Annotated in this window: 18 protein-coding genes; 7 read left to right on the top strand and 11 right to left on the bottom strand. The window is 63.5% G+C overall.

The window, feature by feature from the left end; translation table 11 throughout:
- Positions 1–14 precede the first annotated feature (14 nt).
- Positions 15–665: a response regulator gene (locus AC07UR_RS02460; protein WP_173418940.1), complete on the bottom strand. Its 651-nt coding sequence runs from the start codon at positions 663–665 to the stop codon at positions 15–17.
- Between the two features lie 75 nt (positions 666–740).
- Positions 741–1,160: a hypothetical protein gene (locus tag AC07UR_RS02455; protein ID WP_209787630.1), complete on the bottom strand. Its 420-nt coding sequence runs from the start codon at positions 1,158–1,160 to the stop codon at positions 741–743.
- 122 nt (positions 1,161–1,282) lie between these two features.
- Between AC07UR_RS02455 and AC07UR_RS02450 the strand changes: the two genes are divergently transcribed.
- Both AC07UR_RS02450 and AC07UR_RS02445 read left to right on the top strand, forming a co-directional pair.
- Positions 1,283–1,630: a DUF952 domain-containing protein gene (locus tag AC07UR_RS02450; protein ID WP_209787633.1), complete on the top strand. Its 348-nt coding sequence runs from the start codon at positions 1,283–1,285 to the stop codon at positions 1,628–1,630.
- A complete protein-coding gene (locus AC07UR_RS02445; protein WP_209787634.1) occupies positions 1,627–2,715 on the top strand; it encodes a quinone-dependent dihydroorotate dehydrogenase in 1,089 nt (362 codons plus the stop codon). Before AC07UR_RS02450 ends, AC07UR_RS02445 begins: the two co-directional genes overlap by 4 nt.
- Here AC07UR_RS02445 and AC07UR_RS02440 read toward each other — a convergent pair.
- From AC07UR_RS02440 to AC07UR_RS02430, 3 genes are all read right to left on the bottom strand, one after another.
- Positions 2,691–4,049 (bottom strand): MATE family efflux transporter, encoded by a 1,359-nt coding sequence (locus AC07UR_RS02440; RefSeq protein WP_209787637.1) that lies wholly within the window; start codon positions 4,047–4,049, stop codon positions 2,691–2,693. The two genes, AC07UR_RS02445 and AC07UR_RS02440, sit on opposite strands and share 25 nt — an antisense overlap.
- A 327-nt stretch (positions 4,050–4,376) precedes the next feature.
- Positions 4,377–4,880: a CAP domain-containing protein gene (locus AC07UR_RS02435; protein WP_209787640.1), complete on the bottom strand. Its 504-nt coding sequence runs from the start codon at positions 4,878–4,880 to the stop codon at positions 4,377–4,379.
- A 2-nt stretch (positions 4,881–4,882) separates the two neighbouring features.
- Positions 4,883–5,149: a DUF6460 domain-containing protein gene (locus AC07UR_RS02430; protein ID WP_077502863.1), complete on the bottom strand. Its 267-nt coding sequence runs from the start codon at positions 5,147–5,149 to the stop codon at positions 4,883–4,885.
- A 153-nt stretch (positions 5,150–5,302) separates the two neighbouring features.
- Here AC07UR_RS02430 and AC07UR_RS02425 point away from each other — a divergent pair, with 153 nt between their 5' ends.
- Both AC07UR_RS02425 and AC07UR_RS02420 read left to right on the top strand, forming a co-directional pair.
- Entirely contained in the window at positions 5,303–6,241 is a 939-nt protein-coding gene (locus tag AC07UR_RS02425; protein WP_209787643.1) for a class I SAM-dependent methyltransferase, read from the top strand.
- A gap of 107 nt (positions 6,242–6,348) precedes the next feature.
- Positions 6,349–6,984: a YitT family protein gene (locus tag AC07UR_RS02420; RefSeq protein WP_209787645.1), complete on the top strand. Its 636-nt coding sequence runs from the start codon at positions 6,349–6,351 to the stop codon at positions 6,982–6,984.
- Between the two features lie 68 nt (positions 6,985–7,052).
- On the opposite strand, the gene AC07UR_RS02415 is transcribed toward AC07UR_RS02420, so the two are convergent.
- Positions 7,053–7,517: a carboxymuconolactone decarboxylase family protein gene (locus tag AC07UR_RS02415; RefSeq protein ID WP_209787647.1), complete on the bottom strand. Its 465-nt coding sequence runs from the start codon at positions 7,515–7,517 to the stop codon at positions 7,053–7,055.
- 32 nt (positions 7,518–7,549) lie between these two features.
- Positions 7,550–8,053: an Rrf2 family transcriptional regulator gene (locus AC07UR_RS02410; protein WP_173418931.1), complete on the bottom strand. Its 504-nt coding sequence runs from the start codon at positions 8,051–8,053 to the stop codon at positions 7,550–7,552.
- Positions 8,054–8,163: 110 nt separating this feature from the next.
- Here AC07UR_RS02410 and AC07UR_RS02405 point away from each other — a divergent pair, with 110 nt between their 5' ends.
- Positions 8,164–10,707 (top strand): ligase-associated DNA damage response DEXH box helicase, encoded by a 2,544-nt coding sequence (locus AC07UR_RS02405; RefSeq protein WP_412728333.1) that lies wholly within the window; start codon positions 8,164–8,166, stop codon positions 10,705–10,707.
- 152 nt (positions 10,708–10,859) lie between these two features.
- Positions 10,860–11,585: a ligase-associated DNA damage response endonuclease PdeM gene (pdeM, locus tag AC07UR_RS02400; protein WP_209787652.1), complete on the top strand. Its 726-nt coding sequence runs from the start codon at positions 10,860–10,862 to the stop codon at positions 11,583–11,585.
- A gap of 7 nt (positions 11,586–11,592) precedes the next feature.
- Here pdeM and AC07UR_RS02395 read toward each other — a convergent pair whose 3' ends face one another.
- The 4 genes from AC07UR_RS02395 to AC07UR_RS02380 form a co-directional block, all read right to left on the bottom strand.
- Entirely contained in the window at positions 11,593–11,829 is a 237-nt protein-coding gene (locus tag AC07UR_RS02395; RefSeq protein ID WP_053248765.1) for an Lrp/AsnC ligand binding domain-containing protein, read from the bottom strand.
- Between the two features lie 184 nt (positions 11,830–12,013).
- Positions 12,014–12,817 (bottom strand): TIGR02186 family protein, encoded by an 804-nt coding sequence (locus AC07UR_RS02390; RefSeq protein WP_209787654.1) that lies wholly within the window; start codon positions 12,815–12,817, stop codon positions 12,014–12,016.
- Positions 12,817–13,743: a sulfite exporter TauE/SafE family protein gene (locus AC07UR_RS02385; protein WP_173418927.1), complete on the bottom strand. Its 927-nt coding sequence runs from the start codon at positions 13,741–13,743 to the stop codon at positions 12,817–12,819. Before AC07UR_RS02385 ends, AC07UR_RS02390 begins: the two co-directional genes overlap by 1 nt.
- A 247-nt stretch (positions 13,744–13,990) precedes the next feature.
- Positions 13,991–17,776, bottom strand: coding sequence for a peptidoglycan-binding protein (locus AC07UR_RS02380; protein WP_209787657.1), 3,786 nt, complete (start codon positions 17,774–17,776; stop codon positions 13,991–13,993).
- A gap of 433 nt (positions 17,777–18,209) precedes the next feature.
- Here AC07UR_RS02380 and AC07UR_RS02375 point away from each other — a divergent pair, with 433 nt between their 5' ends.
- Positions 18,210–20,006 (top strand): acyl-CoA dehydrogenase C-terminal domain-containing protein, encoded by a 1,797-nt coding sequence (locus AC07UR_RS02375; protein WP_209787660.1) that lies wholly within the window; start codon positions 18,210–18,212, stop codon positions 20,004–20,006.
- Positions 20,007–20,020 lie beyond the last annotated feature (14 nt).

The following is a 20,020-nucleotide window of genomic DNA, read 5'->3' as shown; positions in this document are numbered from 1 at the left end:
CTGATCCGGTGACTTCAGGCCGCCGCGACCGTTCCTATCTTCGAAAGCTGGATGACCGCCTGCGTGCGGCTGTCGACGTTGAGCTTCAACAGGATGGCCGAGACATGCGCCTTGATGGTCGCCTCGGAAACCCCGAGTTCATAGGCGATCTGCTTGTTGAGCAGGCCCTCGCCGAGCATGCTGAGCACACGCGATTGCTGCGGCGTCAATGTCTGCAGCCGCTGCAGGAGATCGGCAACCTCGGGCTCGTATTCCTGCCCCTGCGTGTAGCCGGCCGGCACGAAGACTTCGCCGGCCATGACTTTCTCGATACCACCGCGGATTTCCTCGATGCCCGCCGATTTCGACAGAAAGCCCGACGCGCCGAGATCGAGCGCCCGGTGGATCGTCGCGGGATCGTCATGGGCAGACACCACCATGACGGGCAGGCTCGGAAATTCGGCGCGCAGCGCAATCAGGCCTGACAGGCCGCTGACGCCGGGCATGGTCAGGTCGAGCAGCATCAGGTCGGCATCGGGACAATCGGCGGCGGCCTTGCGGGCGGCGGCAAAGTCGCCAGCTTCGACGATGGCAGGCGCACCGGCCATGCCGCTCAAAGCCTGCCGCATCGCGCCACGAAACAGCGGGTGATCGTCTGCGATGATGATGGTCATGTCCGGCGTCATGTCGCTCCCTCCCAAGAGCTTCGGCTACAACCCGCGTCCCCACGCCGGTTGTCGCCGCACGGTCCGTCCGACCCGTCAGGTCTTCTGCGGCGACGCGGGGTCGCTGCTGCCTTCAAGATCCTTCACGATATCCATGAACTTGCGCATCATTCTTTCCATGATGCCCATTGTCCGGTCAATCTCTTCATCGGTCGGAAGGTCCGGTTTTGCAACGCCTCCACCGGATTCGACAACCCTTTCGAGGGTCTCGACCCGCTTGGTTAGCAGATCCAGCTCCAGCTCGAAGGCCGTACGCTCGTCAGCGGCCATGCGGCAGACGAGCTGACCGTCCTTCTCCTGGCAAAGCGAGACTTCGCCGGTCTGGGTGTCGAGCCGGGCGATGCCGGTGTCAGACTTCTGCATGGCGTAGCGACCGGGTGCCGGCTCTTGGGCGCGCGCGCCTGCGGCTACGCCAAAGCTAGCGGCGACCAGCAGAACTGCGATTGCTTTGTTCATTGCTTCCTCTCCGTTGCGGACATCAGGGCGGAAATCCGCCGGTGAACGACCTTCAGCAATGGACAATCGCCGATATTTGCGGCAAGGCCACGACAGGATATCACGACGGACAAGCGGGCATCATGAGCTCAATCATATACAAGATCGTTCCGGCCGCACTATGGCAGGAAGCCAGGCGCACCGGCCGTTTCGATGGCGCGCCCATCGACCTTACAGACGGCTTCATCCACTTTTCGACCGGTGAGCAGGCAATCGAAACCGCCGCCCGCCACTTCGAAGGGCAGGAAGGCCTGCTGCTGGTCGCGATCGATGGCGATGCGCTGGGCGAAGAGTTGGTGTATGAACCGTCGCGCGGCGGTGCTCTGTTTCCGCATCTCTACGCACCGCTGTTCCTTTCGGCCGTGCTCTGGGAAAAGCCGCTGCCGCTCGGCGCCGACGGCCGTCACGTCTTCCCGGAACTCGACGCATGAACAATCCCTTTGCCAATCTCGCCCGCCGCGGCCTCTTTCTCTTCGATCCGGAAGCCGCTCACGGCCTGTCGATCAAGGCGCTGAAGACCGGCCTCGTGCCGAGCTGTCCGACCGGGCAGGACAAGCGGCTCGCCCAGACCGTTGCCGGCCTCGTCTTCCCCAATCCGCTCGGCATGGCCGCCGGCTACGACAAGAACGCCGAAGTGCCGGAAGCACTGTTGAAGATCGGCTTCGGCTTCACCGAAATCGGCACGGTGACGCCGCGCCCGCAATCGGGCAACGACAAGCCGCGCATCTTCCGCCTGGTTGAAGACGAAGCGGTGATCAATCGCCTCGGTTTCAACAACGAGGGCCATGGCGCCGCCTTGGCGCGCCTCAAGGCATGCTCGCGCAGCGCGCTAATCGGCGTCAATATCGGCGCCAACAAGGACAGCGCCGACCGTATCGGCGACTATGTCAGCGGCATTCACACCTTCTACGCCGTCGCCAAGTATTTCACGGCCAACATCTCCTCGCCGAACACGCCGGGCCTTCGCGACCTGCAGGCGCGCGAAAGTCTCTCGGCACTGCTTTCGGCCGTGCTTGCCGCACGCGACGAGGAAGCCGCGCGCAGCAACAGGCACGTGCCGGTCTTCCTCAAGATCGCACCCGATCTGACCGAAGAAGGCATGGACGACATCGCCGCCGAGGTACTGGCGCACAAGCTCGACGGGTTGATCGTTTCCAACACGACGCTCGCGCGCGATGGCCTCAAGGACCAGACCCAGGCAAAGGAAGCCGGCGGCCTTTCCGGCAAGCCGCTGTTTGAAAAATCGACGGCTGTTCTTGCCCGCATGCGCAAACGCGTCGGCCCTGACCTGCCGATCATCGGCGTCGGCGGCGTCAGTTCGGCCGAAACCGCTGCAGAGAAGATGCGCGCCGGCGCCGATCTGGTGCAGCTCTATTCCTGCATGGTCTACGAAGGACCGGCGCTTCCAGGAAGGATCGTACGCGGGCTTTCCGATCTCTGCGATCGCGAGGGACTGACATCGATCCGCGATCTGCGCGACAGCCGCCTCGACTACTGGGCCGCGCGAAAGGTCTGACCCGCCTTCGCCGGAATTCTGGCGAGCAGGAACAGGCCGCGCATCAACAGGAACAGGTTGAGCCCCGCCCATAGGCCGTGATTGCCGAAGGCGGGCACAAGGATCGCCAAGGCTGCGACATATCCGGCAAGCGCTGCCAGCATCATGTTGCGCATCTCGCGCGACCAGGTGGCGCCGATGAAGACGCCATCCATCAGGAAGGCGAGCGCGCCGGTCATCGCCGTCAGGGCGGCCCAGGGCAGATACGCGTAAGCGACCGCGCGGACATCCGGCGCCGTCGTCAGGAGGTCGACAAGCCCGTGGCCGAAAAGCAGAAGCGCCACGGTTGTCACGACGGCAAGGCCGAGCGACCAGGTCATCGTCAACTTCAGCGCCCGATCGAAGGCAGGACGGTAATGGGCGCCGATTGAACGGCCGATCAGTTGCTCGGCAGCGTTGGCAAGGCCATCGAGATAGTAGCCGGCGACGAGAAAAACGGTCATCAACACCGCATTCGCAGCCAGCGTCACCGGGCCGAAAGCAGTGCCTATGCGTGTCATCAGCGCGAAGGCCGCGACGAGAACGAAGGAGCGGATCATGATGTCGCGGTTAAGCCCGAACAGCGGCCGGAGCCTCTCGCGGTCGAAGATCATCGTCCAGCTCGGCGCGTCCTTTCTGTCAAAACGGCTATAGACGATGGCAAAGCCGGCCATGGCGCCGATGACCTCGCCGGTGACGGTTGCGATCGCGACACCCAGGACCCCCCAGCCCAAAACCAGCCCGAGCAGGATCGACAGCACGATGTTGACCCCGTTGATCAGGGCCTGCAGCAACAGCCCGGTCGTGCCTTGGCCGCGGCCGAGCACAAAGCCGAGGATGGCATAGTTGGCGAGTGCCGCCGGGGCCGAGAGCATGCGACAAAGGAAATAGGTGCGCGTCACAGCCGCCACTTCTGCCGGCGGGTCCATGAGCCAGAGACCACCGGCAAGCAACAGCGGTGACAGGGCGACGACCGCAACACCGGCGGCAAGCGCAATGACCAGCGAGCGCCAGAACACGGCCTGCTGTTCGCGCCGGTCACCCCGGCCATAGGCCTGGGCGACGAGACCCGTTGTGGCAGCGCGCAGGAAATTGAACGTGGTGAAAATCAGATCGAAGATGATCGCCCCGACCGCGAGCCCGGCGAGCAACGTCGCCTGCCCCATGCGGCCGACGACCGCCGTATCGACGAGACCGAGCAACGGCGTGGTGAGAAAACCGAGCGTCATCGGCAGCGCGATCGCAAGGATCAGCCGGTGGGTAACGTGGAATGGCCCGGCGGGATCGCTCGGCGAAGCGGGAGAAGCAGCGGTCATCGAACGGTTCCGGCGGAATGAGTGCGGGACGACCGTTTTAGGGAAAGATCATAGGCGGACGCAAGGTGTCGCGAGAGACCGTTGCAATCGACACCAACGCAACGGCGCAAGGCCCCTCACCCTAACCCTCTCCCCGCGCGCGGGGAGAGGGAACATGTACCGGCTGCAGCTACCCGCTGTATGGTCCGTTTGCAGGCAGGGCTGCCGCTCTATCGAAAAGGCTTCTGAAACAAGCGCGACATGCCGATGGCAGGCGAAACGGCGCGGGGAGAAGGTCCCGGCAGGGGGATGAGCGGCAGCATCCGCCGTAGACAGAAAAACAGGCAGTCAGCCCGAAAGCACCATGGCCCAATAGGGTCGATTGCCGGAAGCGGCGTTTTGCACCACGGCGACGCCGAGGCCGCGATAGTTTCCGAGCATGTTTTCCAGATGCTTCGGCGACCTATACCAGGCGTCATAGGCGCGCTCGGCGTCGTCCTGGCCGACGGCGATGTTTTCGGCAGCCGGCAAGGTGACGCCGTCGCTTTTCATCCGGTTGTAGAAGCTGTCGTTCCAACCGATCAGATGCTGCATCTTGCCGACCTTGGCCATCCGCGCGGCCTGGTTCATGGCTGCAACCGAAGCGGCCTTGTCGGCCACCAGTGGCGACAGGCCCTTGGTCTTGCGCAGCGCATTGACATAACCGAGGCTCGCCGCAGTCTGGTCGCTGCCGGTACCGGTTGCCGGCGTCAGGACGTTGGATGTCGTGCAGCCGGCGAGCATGCCGAGCGACAGGACGGCGCCGGCGCGCAAAAGAGCGCGCCGCTCGATGACGAAAAGTTGGTCCTTCATATTCACCGCCGGTAGCTCATCACACGCAGGATGATAAACGCCGGAATGACGATGGCAGCCCCCAGGAGCAGATAATCGCCAACACGACCCAGAGCAGAAAAGCCGGTATGCCAGAGATCGAGCAGGAAGTTGCGGATGCCGAAATAGATATCGGCGGGGTACCAGCCGAAAACGGTCATGACGAAGCCGACGAGGATCGACACCACGACGAGCTTGACGAGGACGCGCAGCGGCGAATCCCCCAAAAATCTGTTCACTCCGTCCGACATCGGCGAAATACTCCTGTTTCCCTTCACATAAGCTGCCATTCGCACCCTCGCAAGTCACCGGAAAGGGCGGGCATCCGCCCGCCTTTCAGATTCCGCTTGTGTTTTGCCCAGCCCGGCGTCAGAAGCGCTGATCGCAACCAACATCTCACATTGATGACGCTCAACCAGCTCTCCTCCGGCGACCTGATCGCCGACCGCCGCGCCGACTACGCAAAAATGCTTGCCGAGGCCGGCGAGCCCGAGAGTGCGGCCGATCTCATGGGCCAAGCGCTCGAGCGCGTACCCGAGTGGGCTGCCGGCTGGTTCCGGCTGGCGGACTATGAGGAAAAATCGGGCCGGAAAGAGGCGGCGATCGATGCGCTGCGCAAAACCTTGGTCCTCAACCCGAAAGACATTTTTGGCGCGGGGCTGAAACTGGCGCTCTTGGGTGCCACCGAGATGCCGGAACAACCGCCAAGCCTCTATGTCGAGCGGCTGTTCGACGACTACGCCGATCGCTTTGACCATGCGCTGGTCGAGAAGCTCGACTACACCGTGCCGGAAAAACTTGCCGCGTTGATCGAACGATCGACGGCGGGCGCGCATTTCGAGCATGTGGTCGACCTCGGTTGTGGCACCGGGCTGTTCGGCGAGCGCATCCGCGAGCGTGCTGCATTTCTCGAAGGTTTCGACATTTCCGCCAACATGTTGGCGAAGGCAGAGACGAAGGCCGTCTATGACCGGCTGGCGCGGGCCGATCTTTCTCAGCCTCCCGAACAATCCGGTGTCTTCGGCAATTTCGCCGCCGCTCGCGCCGATCTCGTCAGTGCGGCCGACGTCTTGATGTATCTCGGCGGTCTCGATGGCGTCGCCGGGATCGTCGGCGAACTGCTTTCCAGCCAGGGCCTGTTTGCCTTCTCGGTTGAGGATGCCGGCGCGGTGGATGGCTTCGTCCTGCGCCCGTCGCTACGCTACGCGCACAGCGAGACCTATATCCGCGACCTTCTCGCTTCACACGGCCTGGACATGGTGGCCGTGGAGCGGACCGTCATCCGCATGGATGCAGGCCAGCCGATCACCGGCATCCTGTTTCTCGCCCGCAAGCCTCTCTAAAAACGCAGGGCTGGTTCGCAAAAATACGTCAGCTTTACTGACGTATTTTTCTTGATTGTTTTTGTGCATTGCAGCATTGCTTGGCCATCGCAATCGAGGTTTTTGCCATGGCTCTGAGCAGCAGCGTTTTCGGTCTTTGGAACACCAGCCCGACCCGGCACACGCCGCTCGAGGACCTGCAGGGCATTTTCTCCGGCAGCCTGATTGCAGCGCTCGGCCTTTATTTCCTCGCCAGCGCCGGCCTGCTCACCGGCAGCACTGCCGGCGTCGCCTTCCTGCTGCATTATGCGACGGGCGTGAACTTCGGCCTTGCCTTCTTCCTGCTCAACCTGCCGTTCTTCTATCTCTCCTGGAAACGGCTCGGACCGGCCTTCACGGTCAAGACCTTCATCGCCATCGGCGTGACCTCGTTCCTGACCGACATCCAGTCGCGCCTGTTCCAGATCGGTGACATCCACCCGGCATGGGCGGCCCTCATCGGCGGACTGCTTCTCGGCTACGGCCTGCTGGCACTTTACCGCCACCGCGCCAGCCTCGGCGGCGTCGGCATTCTCGGCATTTATCTACAGGAGCGCTTCGGCGTTCGCGCCGGGCTGGTGCAGCTGGCGATCGACATGGTCGTTCTGGTCGCCGCCTTCGGCGTCACCAGCCCCTCGGTCGTCGCCTGGTCGGTGCTCGGCGCGGTCGTGCTCAACCTGTTCGTCGCCATCAACCACCGCGCCGATCGGTACATCGCACTCTGAGACGCCGAAACGAAAAAAGCCCCGGCATCCAGGACCGGGGCATTGTCGTTGTTCGATGATGGCTGGTCTCAGGCGGCCTTTGCCGGTGCATCGACCGGGTGCTGCGATCGGAAGCCGACGGCGACGCGGTTCCAGACATTGATGACGCCGATGGCCATGGTGATCTTGGTGATCTCAGCCTCGTCGAAATGCTCTCTCAGCGGCTCGAAGTCCGCGTCGGGCGCGCCGGTCTGGGCCAGGTTGGTGAGCGCTTCGGTCCAGGCCAGCACCGCCCGTTCGCGGGCGTCATAGATCGGCGATTCGCGCCAGGCGCAGATCAGGTGGATCCACTGCTCGCTCAGGCCGCTATGGCGCGCCTCCTTCACATGCATGTCAATGCAATAGGCACAGCCGTTGATCTGCGAGGCGCGCAGCTTGATCAGGTGGATCAGGCGCGGCTCCAGCCCTGAGTCCTTGATGATGTAATTGTCGAAAGCGGCCGCAGCCTTGTAAGCGTCAGGAGCGGCTTTGACGGGGTTCAAACGCGGATGCATGGTCTTCTCCTTCAGGTAGCTGGATCGAGGTTTCAGGCGCCGGCGGCCGATTTGCGCTCGTTGGCCGCCAGGAATGTGTTGGTTCGCGCCGAGATGCTGCCGTCGTCCAGGGCGCCCAGATCTTGCTTGATGTCGGCGATGGTCACGCGCCGAAGCTCGGCACGGTAAGCCTGCTCGGCTTTCAGCATCGCGACGTTGATCGTGCACGGCGCCTTCGGCTTGCAGGCATAGGGATTGGGACCGCGCAATCGGATCTCGTTGCAGCGGAACGCCGGTTCCGGCCCTTCGACCGCGAGCACGATATCGAGCAGGCTGATCTTTGCCGGAAGGCGAGCGAGCCGATAGCCTCCCTTCGGGCCGGGGACCGCTTCAAGCAGCCCTGCCCCGGACATCGCCTGCAGGTGCTTCAGGAGATAGCTCGTGGACACCCCATGAAATTCGGCAAGAGCTGCCGCCGACAGAGTGCTGCCGGGCTGAAGACAGCTCAGCATGGTCACGCTGTGGATTGCCTGCTCGACACCGTCCCCGAGTTTCATTCGCCCACCCTCTTAATCATGGATATTTTTTATCCGCGATTCGACAACTGGTCAATCGCCGCATGATCGCCCAGGCTCCGGTCTTCTCTTTTGCCGGATTTGATCTACCTTTGTTCTCCGTGAACAGGATCGATTCCCCGCGCCCGCAAGGCGATGCGCTAACCTTGCCCACCCCTTTCCTTCGCTGGTTCGGCGAAAAGGGCTGGCAACCCCGCGCCCATCAGCTGGAACTGCTGGCACGGGCGGAGGCTGGCGAAAGCACGCTTCTGATCGCGCCGACCGGAGCGGGCAAGACGCTCGCAGGCTTTCTCCCTTCCCTCGTCGACCTTACCCGTCGCGGAAAAATTCCGCCGGGCTCGGCCTTCAGGGGCATTCACACGCTCTATCTCTCGCCGCTGAAGGCGCTGGCCGTCGATATCGAGCGCAATCTGATGAAGCCGGTCGACGAGATGGGTCTGCCGGTGCGCGTCGAAAACCGCACCGGCGACACGCCGCAGGCCAAGCGCCAGCGCCAGAAACTCAACCCGCCCGACATTCTCTTGACGACGCCGGAGCAATTGGCGCTGCTGCTTGCCAACGGCGAGGCCGAGCGCTTCTTCAAGGATTTGCGTTACGTCGTCTTCGACGAGCTGCATTCGCTGGTCACGTCGAAGCGTGGGCATCTGCTGTCGCTCGGCCTTGCCCGGCTGCGCCGACTGGCGCCGTCGCTGCAGACGATCGGGCTTTCGGCGACGGTTGCTGATCCGATGGATCTGCAGCACTGGCTGGCGCCGCAGTCGCCCGACACAGCCGGCCTGGCCGGCCTCGTGACCGTCAAGGGCGGCGCCAAACCGCAGATCTCCATCCTGCGCACCGACGAGCACGTGCCCTGGGCGGGACACTCGGCACGCTACGCCATTGCGGATGTCTACGAAGCGATCAAGGAGCACGGCACCACCCTGCTGTTCGTCAACACCCGCAGTCAGGCGGAGCTTCTGTTCCAGGAACTCTGGACCATCAACGAAGACAACCTGCCGATCGCGCTTCATCACGGCTCGCTCGATGTCGCCCAGAGGCGCAAGGTCGAGGCGGCGATGTCGGAGAACCGCCTGCGCGCGGTCGTTGCCACCTCGACGCTCGACCTCGGTATCGACTGGGGAGATGTCGACCTCGTCGTCCATGTCGGCGCACCGAAGGGGGCAAGCCGACTTGCCCAGCGCATCGGCCGCGCCAATCACCGCATGGACGAACCTTCCAAGGCGATCCTGGTGCCGGCCAACCGCTTCGAGGTGATGGAGTGCCAGGCGGCCCTCGACGCCAACTATATCGGCGCGCAGGATACGCCTCCTGTCGGCAAGGGCGCGCTCGACGTGCTTGCCCAGCATGTGCTCGGCATGGCCTGCGCAGCCCCCTTCGATCCGCTGTCGCTGTACGAAGAGATCACCAGCGCCACGCCCTATGCCTCACTTCCCTGGGAAACCTTCGAGCGCGTCATCGATTTCGTCGCGACCGGCGGCTATGCACTGAAGACCTATGAGCGTTATGCCCGTATCCGCAGGACCAAGGAGGGCCTCTTTCGCGTTTCCAACCCGCTGGTCGCCCAGCAATACCGGCTCAATGTCGGCACCATCGTCGAATCGCCGATGCTGAACGTGCGCATGGTGAAGCGCAACCAGCGCGGCTCGCTTGGCCGTGGCGGCATGTCGCTCGGCAAGGTCGAGGAGTATTTCCTCGAGATGCTGTCGCAGGGCGATACGTTCCTGTTTTCCGGCAAGGTGCTGCGCTTCGAAGGCATCCGCGAAGGCGAGTGTCTCGTCAGCCAGGCGTTTTCCTTCGACCCGAAGGTGCCGAGCTATGCCGGCGGTAAGTTTCCGCTGTCGACCTACCTCGCCGAGCAGGTGCGCAAGATGCTCGCCGATCCGGCGCGGCGCGCGGCCCTGCCCGAACAGGTGCGCGACTGGCTGTCGCTGCAGAAGAATGTCTCGATGCTGCCGCGCGAAGACGAGCTTTTGATCGAGACCTTTCCCCGCGGCAGCCGCCACTACATGGTGATCTACGCCTTCGAGGGACGGCTGGCGCACCAGACGCTCGGCATGCTGCTCACCCGCCGGCTCGACCGTGCCGGCCTGAAGCCGCTCGGTTTCGTCGCCACCGACTACTCGCTTGCCGTCTGGGCTCTGGACGATCTCGGCGCGACGTTCCAGCTGCGGCGGAAAGCGCTTGCCGACCTCTTCGACGAGGACATGCTCGGCGACGATCTCGAAGCCTGGTTGAACGAATCCTTTCTCTTGAAGCGGACCTTCCGCAACTGCGCCGTCATTGCCGGGCTGATCGACCAGCGACATCCCGGCAAGGAGAAGACCGGCCGCCAGGTGACCGTCTCGGCCGACCTCATTTACGACGTATTGCGCGCGCACGAGCCCGACCACCTGCTGCTCGAGGCAACGCGCAACGATGCGGCAACGGGGCTTTTGGACATCGGCCGTCTCGGGGATATGCTGAAGCGAATCAAGGGCCACATCACCCATCGCCGGCTCGACCGGATTTCGCCGCTCGCCGTGCCCGTGATGCTCGAAATCGGCAAGGAGGCGGTTCAGGGCGAGGCGCAGGACTTCCTGCTATCGGAGGCCGCCGACGACCTGATCAACGAGGCGATGGGCGCCGAACCACTATAGGATGCGCCCCCCCCGTGTTCTCGTGAACACACGACTGCATAGTTCCTTGAATCCGATCCGATCTAGGGAAGTAGGCAGCAGATCCAAAATGTTGCAGCGTCCCTTGCGCGTCCTATCCGACGCGCGGCGCTAGAAGGACAGTGAAGAAACGCATGCACAGGCTGGCCCACGCATTATCAGCTCCCGCAGACAGCACGCTGGTTTCGGCGCGCGCCATCGTCCACGGCGTCGAAGCGGTCTGCGATCCGCTCGGCAGCCTCTATCTGCCCGAGACGAGAACACTCGTCGTTTCCGATCTGCATCTGGAAAAGGGAGCGGCCTTCGCGCGACGCGGCATGATGCTCCCGCCCTACGACACGCTTGCCACCTTGCGCGTTCTGGAAGCGGCGATCAGCCGCCACGATCCGAAACTGGTGATCAGCCTCGGCGACAATTTTCATGACCGGGTCGGATCCGTTGCCATGCCCGAGACGTTCCGTCACATGATCGCCGCGATGGCCATGGGGCGGGAATGGATCTGGATCAACGGCAACCACGACCCCTATGGCGCCTGTGGCCTGCCCGGCATTTCGCTGGACGAGTTCCGGCACGCCGGTCTTATCTTTCGCCATGAACCGTCGCGAGGCGAGGCCGCGGGCGAAATCGCCGGCCATCTGCATCCGGCGGCAACCGTCGTCCGGCGGGAGAAGTCGGTGCGGCGCGCCTGTTTTGCCACCGACGGAACGCGCATGCTGATGCCGGCCTTCGGTGTCACTACCGGCGGTCTCGACCTGCGCCATCGGGCGATGACCGGCCTGTTCGACCGCGCCAGGCTGGTCGCGCATATGCTCGGCCGCGACCGGATCTATTCGGTCCGCTTTACGAACCTGATCGCTTGAGCATCCGTCAGAATGCGTTGAAGGTCAGCGTCGTCAGCGACCGCGAGATTCCCGGAACCGTGGCGATGTTGTCGTTGATGAACTTGCCGATATCCTGGCCTTCTTCGATGTAGATCTTGAGCAAGAGGTCGTAGTCGCCGCTTGTCGAATACATTTCCGAAACGATCTCCTTGCGGTAGATCTCGTCGGCAACCTCGTAGGTCTTGCCGGGAGCGCACTGCAACTGGACGAAAATCGGTTTCATGGAATTTCCTCTGTTTCTGCCCTACAACGCCGCGCTTCAAATATGACGCACCAAGGCCGCTGTAGCACTCTAGACCTGCGGCATGATTTTCTCCTTAAATCGATTCCGACTTAAGGAAAGATGCAGCAGGCCTTCTTTAGCCGTCCATCGCACAAAAGGGAACGGCGGCCGGCGACCTCAGGGACTAATCCTTGCGGAAGAGCAGGCTTGCGCCCCAACCGGTGATGACGGCGAGCAGCACCGCAAACAGGCCGTAGAAGAACGGTTGCTCATGCGCTGTCTGCGTGATCACCTGCTCCACACCCGTCTTGACCACGCGCAGCGGCAGCGCCTTGGCGGCGACGAAGGTGCCGTCGCGGAAGAGATAGGCGCGCACGACATGCACGCCGTTGGGCACGTTGGCCGGCAGGCGCACCGATGCCTTGAACAGGCTGGAGCTGATGAATTGCACGCCGCCCGGATCGCGCTCATAGACGCCGCTGGTCTCGCGGATACGGCGGAAGGCATTGCGGAATTCGCCGAGATTGCTGCCGTCGCCGACGAAACCGAGCGGCACCAGCCGCATATGGTCGACGCCGATGCCCATATTGCCCATCTCGCCCGGGGGCGCGATGGTCTCGATGTCACGCGTGCTCGACAGCGAATAGGATTCCGGCACCAGCTCGAAGGTCATGGAGCTGGTGTTTACCCAGATGCCGAAGACGCGCTCTTTTTTGCGCACCGTCGCATTGTCCTTCGGGCCCTCGAGCGAGACGATGATGTTGTACTTGCCCTGCGCCAGCAGGTTGGGGTCGAAGCCGTCGACCGCACCGAAAATCGTCAGGTCGGCGCCGCGGAAATCCGAGGTAATGGCGATCTCGTCGGTCGAGATGCCGATCTCCAGCTTTTCGGTAAAGTCGTTGGCATTCTCGTCCTGCAGCTGGGCGAAGGCCGGAGCGGCGAAGGCGAACGTCGTGACAGCAAGGACGATGCGAGCGAGACGGAGCATCAGAAGCCGAACCCCGCGGATACGACGGAGTAGACGTCCTTCGGCGGAATGACCAGTTCGATCGCCAGGCGGATGCCGACGGCAAGCACGAGCAGCGCCAGCAACGCGCGCAGCTGTTCGCCGCGCAGCTTCTGGCCGACGCGAACGCCATACTGTGCTCCGATGACGCCGGCGATCATCAGCACGAAGGCGAGCACAATATCGACAGTGTAGTTGGTCGAGGCCTGGACGATGACCGTGTAGGCGGAGACGAAGATGATCTGGAACAGCGAGGTGCCGACGACGACATTGGTCGGGATGCGCAGCAGATAGATCATCGCCGGGACCATGATGAAGCCGCCGCCGACGCCCATGACCGACGTCAGGATGCCGATGCAGAAGCCGAGGGTCGCCACGGGAATGACGCTCAGATAGATCTTCGATTTCTTGAACCGCATCTTGAGCGGCAGCCGGTGCACCCAATTGTGCTGCCCGGGACGGCGAAGCGGCGTCGCCTGGTTGTTGGCCGCCTTGCGCATGGCGCGCACGCTCTCCCACAGCATCAGGCTGCCGACCGAACCGAGCAGAACGACGTAGAGCAGCGAGATGACGAGATCGAGCTGGCCGACGCGGCGAAGCAGGGAGAACAGCCAGACGCCGACTGTCGCGCCTGCCAAGCCGCCGCATAGGAGCACCGTGCCGAGCTTGATGTCGATCGTGCCGCGGCGGAAGTGGGTGATGGCACCAGAGATCGAGGAGGCCACGACCTGGTTGGCGCCGGTCGCAACGGCGACGACGGGGGGGATGTTGTAGAAGATCAGGAGAGGCGTGATCAGGAATCCGCCGCCGACACCGAACATGCCCGACAGAAAGCCAACGGCCGCACCCATGCCGAGGATGATGAGTATGTTCACCGACAACTCTGCGATGGGCAGATAGATCGACACGCCGGGACCTCGATATGCCAACGGCCCGCGGCGCGGGCGAAAACGTCACAGTGGCAAGCTATTCACCACAGAAGGGGGATTATCTTAGAAAGCCGACACCCCTCCCGAAGGCGAGGTGGCATAGGCTTCCGTCATGCGCTCCTCAACCGGAGCTGTCAACCTTTTCAGCGACATGGCGGACAGCTTCGGCTCCGCAGAGCCTGTGGCCCGGTTCTGCGGCTTTATTGCGGCGTCGAACCCTGCCGGATCAGGAATTGCGCTTGAGCAATTCCTTCACCAGCTGGTCGGTGATTTCACCTGTCGGCTCCTGGCCGACGGATGTCTGGAAAGCCTTGATCGCGGCAACCGTCTTCTTGCCCATCTGGCCGTCCGGCTTGCCGGCGTCGAAGCCGTTGTTGTTGAGGATCGCCTGAATGTTGCGGATGGCCTTGCTCATGTCGATCGAGGCGGTCTTGTTGGCCGGGCCGATCCAGGCATCCGGCACGTCAACCGTGTTCGCCTTGGCGTCGACCGCCTGCGGCTTCCAGGCGTCAGCCTTGGCCTTGGCGCTCGAAAGCTGCTCGGGTTTCATCGCCTTGGCGACTTCGTCGCGCTTGGCGGCTGCGTCGAGATCGCCCTCGCGGGCGGCAGCGGCAAACCACTTGTAGGAAGATTCGAGATCCTGCGGCACGCCATTGCCGCGGGCATAGAGGACAGCGAGGTTGAACTGGCTGTCGCGAACGCCGAGTTCGGCCGCCTTGGCGAACCACTTTGTCGCCTCAGCGAAATCCGGCGCACCATCGCGACCGCTGGCCAGCATGACAGCGAGGTTGTGCATGGAGCTGGCGTTGCCCTGACCGGCGGCCTTCAGATAAAGGGCCTTGGCCTTGGCCGCGTCGCGCGTCAGGCCGGAGCCTTTTTCGTACATGCTGGCAAGGCGATAATCGGCCGGGGTGACCCCGGCGTCGGCAGCGCGCTGATACCATTTGGCGGCTTCCGCCAAATCTTCCTTGACGCCGCGACCTTCGGTGAAGCGCGCGCCGATTTCATAGAATGCCAGCGGGTCGCCGCCCTTGGCAGCCGTCACCAGTGCAACGGGGCCGAAGCCCTCAGGCAGAACGACGTCGGCGGGCTTGGTGACCGGCGCGAAGGTTCCTGCCTGCGTGGCATCGGCAGGGGCTGCCTGGAATGTGGAAGCGGCCGTCGGCTGCTTGACCTCCGGCACCGGCTGAAGCAGCGGAGCCTGCGCTTCGTGAGCCACCGTCGTCGATGCGGGTGTGTCTGCCGGCAGGGTCGAGACGGCAGGTGTCTGGACGGCGCTGGACGACTGCTCGACCTCATCGAGCGCCGCGCCTGGAAGTGGCGGCAACGCCTCGAGCGGTGTTTGGGTCGCAACGGCGGCGGCTGCCGGCGCCTCGTTGCCGGCGATCTCCGCTGGCTTGGCGACAGCTGGTTGCTCGACGACGGGGCTTGCGTTCTGTTCGATGATCGCCACCGGTTCGGCAGCGGGCGCATTGCTGCCCTTCAGCATGGTGCCGACGAGCGGATAGGACATGATCGCCAGCAGCACGGCGCCGACGGCCATCAGGATCGGCCGGCGATGACGGGCAAAGGCACCACCGATGCCGCTGGCAGCCCCACCGTCCTTGGTCTTGTTGAGCGTATCGGCTTCCTCGACCGCCAGCTGTGCTGCCCGGCGGGCCGCTGCAATGAAGTCGGCCTTGTCGCCGTCAGCAGGTTGTTTGCCGCCACGGTTCATCTGGCCGGCGCGCACGCGCTCGAGGATCTTCTTGACGTCGGGAACGCCGGAGCCGGGCTCCAGCAACTGATTGGCCTCTTCCGGCGCAAGCATCTCCGAGGGGTCGATGGACGGGGCGGGCTCGACCAGCTGTCTTGTCTGCTCCGGAGCCGGTTCGGCGCGCTTTGCCGAGAAGCGCCGGGTCAGACCGGCAAGCAGGCCGGTGCGGGGGGAAGCCGGCTGTTCGCGCCCGCCGTCGGGCTCGATGGTCGAAACCTGGCCGTCGTCGCCGGCAAAGGCGGTTGCATGGGTAGAGGCGGTCGCGGCGGCGATGACGCCGTCGTCTTCCGCCTGCAGGGCGCGGACATTGCGCTGCAGATCCTGATAGCGATCATCGAGGTCGGCGCCCGTGAACGGACCGGTGAATTCCGGCTGCATCGCCTTGGGCATGACAGGCATTTCGCGCGCCACCGGCGCCTCGTAATGCGCCGAAGCCATGGCGGGCTCGCGTCCCTCGATGCGCTCGAGCTTATCGGCGATATGAACGAGGGTTTCGTGCAGCGCCTCGAAGGTGCGCGCCGTGCGCTCCTCGCTGGAGCGGCTCAGATCTTCAAGGGTGCGCAGGTCGTCGGCGAGGGCCGAGATCGCCGCGAGATCGCCGCCACCTGACGACTGCGGCATGCCGCGCTTGGAGTAGGCCTCCATCACCGCTTCGGCCGCCTGACGGGCGGCCTCGACGATGTACTCGTCGCTGGTGGAGAAATAATCTTCGAGCGCATTCATGCGGCTCTCGAATTCCACCGGCATGGCAGCGGCCTCGGCACGAGGCTGGCTGACGAGGGTCGACAGATTGGCGATCTGCGCTTCGAGATTGTGCAGGGCGGCGCGGTCGTCGAAGGGCGCCGCATAGGTTTCTTCCAGCCGCTGGGCGATGCCGGCGAGACGGTCTTCCAGCCGGTCGAAACGCGGATCGGAGACCGGTTGGGCGCTCAGCGTGTCGAGGTCGTCGATGCGGCGGGCAAGATAGTCGAGCCGCTCGGCCAGCGCGTCGTTGACGCTGCCCTGGTCGAGGGCCTCGATCTTGCGGGAAATGTCGTTGAGGTAACCGGTCAGATCCGGCTGGGCGTTGCGGTGGCTGCGCTCCATCATCAGGGAAAGCTGATCCAGGCGCTCTTCGAGGCCGGCGGCCGCTTTCTCGCTGGCGAGATCCTCGACGCGGGCAGCCAGCGCCTCCAGGCGGGCACCAAGACCGGTGTCAACTGGGCGTGAAAGGCCGTCGATCTGTCGCGAGAGATCGCCAAGGCGGCTCTCCAGGCGATTGGTAAACCCGCTGTCCGCGCTGCTGGCGGTGCGGCTGTTGGCGGCGATCGCCCGGCTGATTTCGTCGAGGCGCGCATCCAGATCGGCAAACTGCGACACCAGACGACGGTCATCGGGCTGTATCTGGCGGCCGAGCATCTCGATTGCCTGGGCAACCGCGATCATCTTGTCTTCAAGCACGTCGACAGCAGAGCTGTTGCCGAGCGCACCGATCTGCGACTTGATTTCGTCGAGCCTGTAGGCCAGCGCCACCAGCTCATCATCGCGGTTCTGATCGAAGGCGATCAGCCGATCCTCGACGCCGTTCCAGCGGCTTTCCATCCGGCGAACGCTGTCTTCGCGCGCCAACCCGTCGATCATCGTACGCAGATCGTCGAAATCGCCACGCAGCGCATCGGCCTGGGCGGGCGATGCCTGGCGGCCGAGCTGCTGGATGCTGTCGGCAAGGCGCTGCATGTCGCCGCGCACGTCCTCGGCGAAGCTGTGATCCTCGGCCTGCGCCTTGATGCCGCGAATTTCGGCGCGCAGGGAGTTCATTTCGCGGGTGAGGCCATCGGTGATGTCGCGCTTCAGATCCTGGCGCAGGCCGACAAGCGCCTCGGCGATATCATTGACGGCAGCTTGTGGCCGGGCGACGGCGGCGCGGGCCGGCTGCGACCTGATATCGTCGACGTAACGCTCGGGCTCGCGATGGGCCAGGCGTTCCGGCTCGCGCTGCGGCACGCGGTCTCTCAAAGGCGGCCGCTCGCGCGACGTGCTCAACGCCCGCTGGCGCTGCATGATCTCGGAAACGGCATCACGGGGGGACGGGATATCGCGGGGAGCGACACGTTCGCGCTCGACCGGACGAGCCGGCTGTTCGCGGCTCGCACTGTTCATCAGCCCTTCGATCCGGGCCTCCAGACCCTCGATCGTCCGGTTCAGGGCGTCCAGCGAGGGTCGCTCGCCATAGCTCTGGGTGCCAGCGCGCTGAGGATTTGATCGCGATCCATTCATTGTGCTCTTCGCCCCTGTCCGTCGGCCATCTCGAAAGTCGCCACGGAAGGAAACGGCTTCCTTCACCCCTGCGGCACTTCCGACGTGGGCAAAGCTACAACAATGCGAGGACCGGACCGGTTGCAGCTTTGACCATCTCAACACGCACCTTTCATTAAACGTGGTAAACAACCGGTTAACTGCTGCGGATTTTTTAACGATTTGGCAGGGGTAGGCGATGGAGAGTGCGGCGCGGCAGCGATTTCAGCGCCCAGCCAGCGACAAACGAAACTTCGATCGCGCGTTATTTTTGACGTTTACGCAAACGTCAAAATTTTGTAGCATCCTGCCAACGATGCGAGGCCGCCCTCAGATGGCGGTGCATCCGGCATGTTGCAACCGGACGTCGGCCACGTGGAGGCGGCGATCCGAAAGCGAAAAAGGCGAGGAAAGAATGCCCACCTACAAGGCACCGGTCGACGATACCCTCTTCATTCTGAACGACGTGCTCGGCATCGAGCGATACAACAACCTGCCCGGCTTTGCCGATGCGACGCCCGACATGATCGAGGCGATCATCGGCGAAGCTGCCAAGCTTGCGGAAGAAGTGCTGTTCCCAGTCAACCTTTCCGGCGACCAGGAAGGTTGCAAGCGGCGTGAGGACGGTTCGGTCAGCGTGCCCAAGGGCTTCAAGCAGGCCTTCGACCTCTACCGCGAAGGCGGTTGGCTCGGGCTTTCCGTGCCGGAGGAATTCGGCGGCCAGGGCCTGCCCTACACGCTGCACACCGCCGTCGGCGAATACATGTCTTCGGCCAACATGGCACTGACGATGTATCCCGGCCTCACCCAGGGCGCGATCGCCGCGATCCTGGTACACGGCTCGGACGAGCAGAAGAAGGCCTACCTGCCGAAGATGGTGGACGGCACCTGGACCGGCACCATGAACCTGACGGAGCCGCATTGCGGCACCGACCTCGGTCTCCTGCGCAGCAAGGCCGTTCCAAATGGGAATGGCGCCTACAAGATTTCCGGCCAGAAAATCTTCATCTCCGCCGGTGAACACGACATGTCGGACAACATCATCCATCTGGTGCTTGCCCGCATCGAGGGCGCGCCGGAAGGCGTGAAGGGCATTTCGCTGTTCATCGTGCCGAAGTTCAAGCTGAACGGTGACGGCGAACCGGGCGAGCGCAATGGCGTTTCCTGTGGCGCCATCGAGCACAAGATGGGCATCCACGGCAACTCGACCTGCGTCATGAACTATGACGAAGCCGAGGGCTACCTCATCGGCACGGAGAACAAGGGCCTCAACGCCATGTTCGTGATGATGAACGAAGCCCGGCTCGGCGTCGGCCTCCAGGGCCTGTCGATCGCCGAAACCGCCTACCAGAACGCCGCCAACTATGCCCGCGACCGCATCCAGGGCCGCTCGCTCTCCGGCCCGAAAGCTCCTGACAAGAAGGCTGACCCGATCATCGTCCACCCGGACGTGCGCCGCACGCTGATGACGATCCGCGCCTTCAACGAGGCCGGCCGCGCGTTTACGCTCTGGACTGCGCTCAAGTCCGATATCGCCCATCGCTCCGACAATGAAACCGACCGCCAGTCGGCCGACGACATCCTCGGCCTGATGACGCCGATCCTTAAGGGCGTGCTCACCGACAAGGGCTTCGACCACGCGGTCATGGCGCAGCAAATGTTCGGCGGCCACGGCTACATCGAAGAGCATGGCATGAGCCAGTATGTCCGCGATGCCCGCATCGCGATGATCTACGAAGGTGCCAACGGCATTCAGGCGCTCGACCTCGTCGGCCGCAAGCTGGGCTTGAACGGCGGCCGCGCCGTCATGGCGCTGTTCAAGGAAATCGGCGATTTCTGCGAAGAAAACCGCGGCAACGAGAAGCTGTCCGCCTATACCAAGGCGCTGAAGAAGGGCCTCAACGACCTGCAGGCGTCCACGATGTGGTTCATGCAGAACGCCATGGCCAAACCCGACAATGCGGGTGCCGGCTCGACCGACTACATGCACCTCTTCGGCCTCGTGGTGCTCGGCTACATGTGGGCGAAGATCGCCAAGACGGCAGAGGAAAAACTGGCCTCTGGCGAAACGGCACGCGCGGACTATCTGAAGAACAAGCTGATCACCGCGACCTTCTTCATGGAAAGGATCCTGCCGGAAACGGCGCTGCGCAAGGCCCGCATCGAGACCGGCGCCGACACCGTGATGGCGCTCGACGCGGCCGCGTTCTGAGCCGTTCGATTTCA

Source organism: Ensifer sp. GW821-FHT05G01 (assembly GCF_059419585.1).
This window is presented reverse-complemented; position numbering and strand designations above follow the sequence as displayed.